The 308-nt window shown below is 67.9% G+C and carries 1 protein-coding gene; it reads right to left on the bottom strand.

Translation table 11 applies throughout. From position 1 onward, the window contains the following. Positions 1-308: helix-turn-helix domain-containing protein (locus J9611_RS21605; protein WP_211883393.1), on the bottom strand; the 308-nt coding region annotated here is incomplete at both ends.

Genomic DNA, 308 nt, shown 5'->3' with positions numbered 1-308 from the left:
GAGGAAAAGGAAATCCCGTGGCGCTCGGCCATGATCCGGGCGGACCAGTGCGAGATCCCCAGCTCCGCCGGCGGCTTCCCGTCGTTGGTCAGGGTGTCGGCGATCAGGGCAAGCTCATCGATCTCCCGCTCCCGGCCCGGGCGCTGGACATCGGACAGGGCCTCGATCCCGCCCTCGGCATAGCGGTTACGCCATTTCAGGACCGTGGGTGCCGAGAAGCCGGTGGTCTTCTCGATCTGGATATTCGGCATCCCGTCGGCAGCCAGCAGGACAGCGCGGGCCCGCAGGGCCAGGGTTGCCGTGGAGGA

This window comes from Pseudarthrobacter albicanus, from assembly GCF_018224015.1.
GTDB lineage: Bacteria > Actinomycetota > Actinomycetes > Actinomycetales > Micrococcaceae > Arthrobacter > Arthrobacter albicanus.
This window is presented reverse-complemented; position numbering and strand designations above follow the sequence as displayed.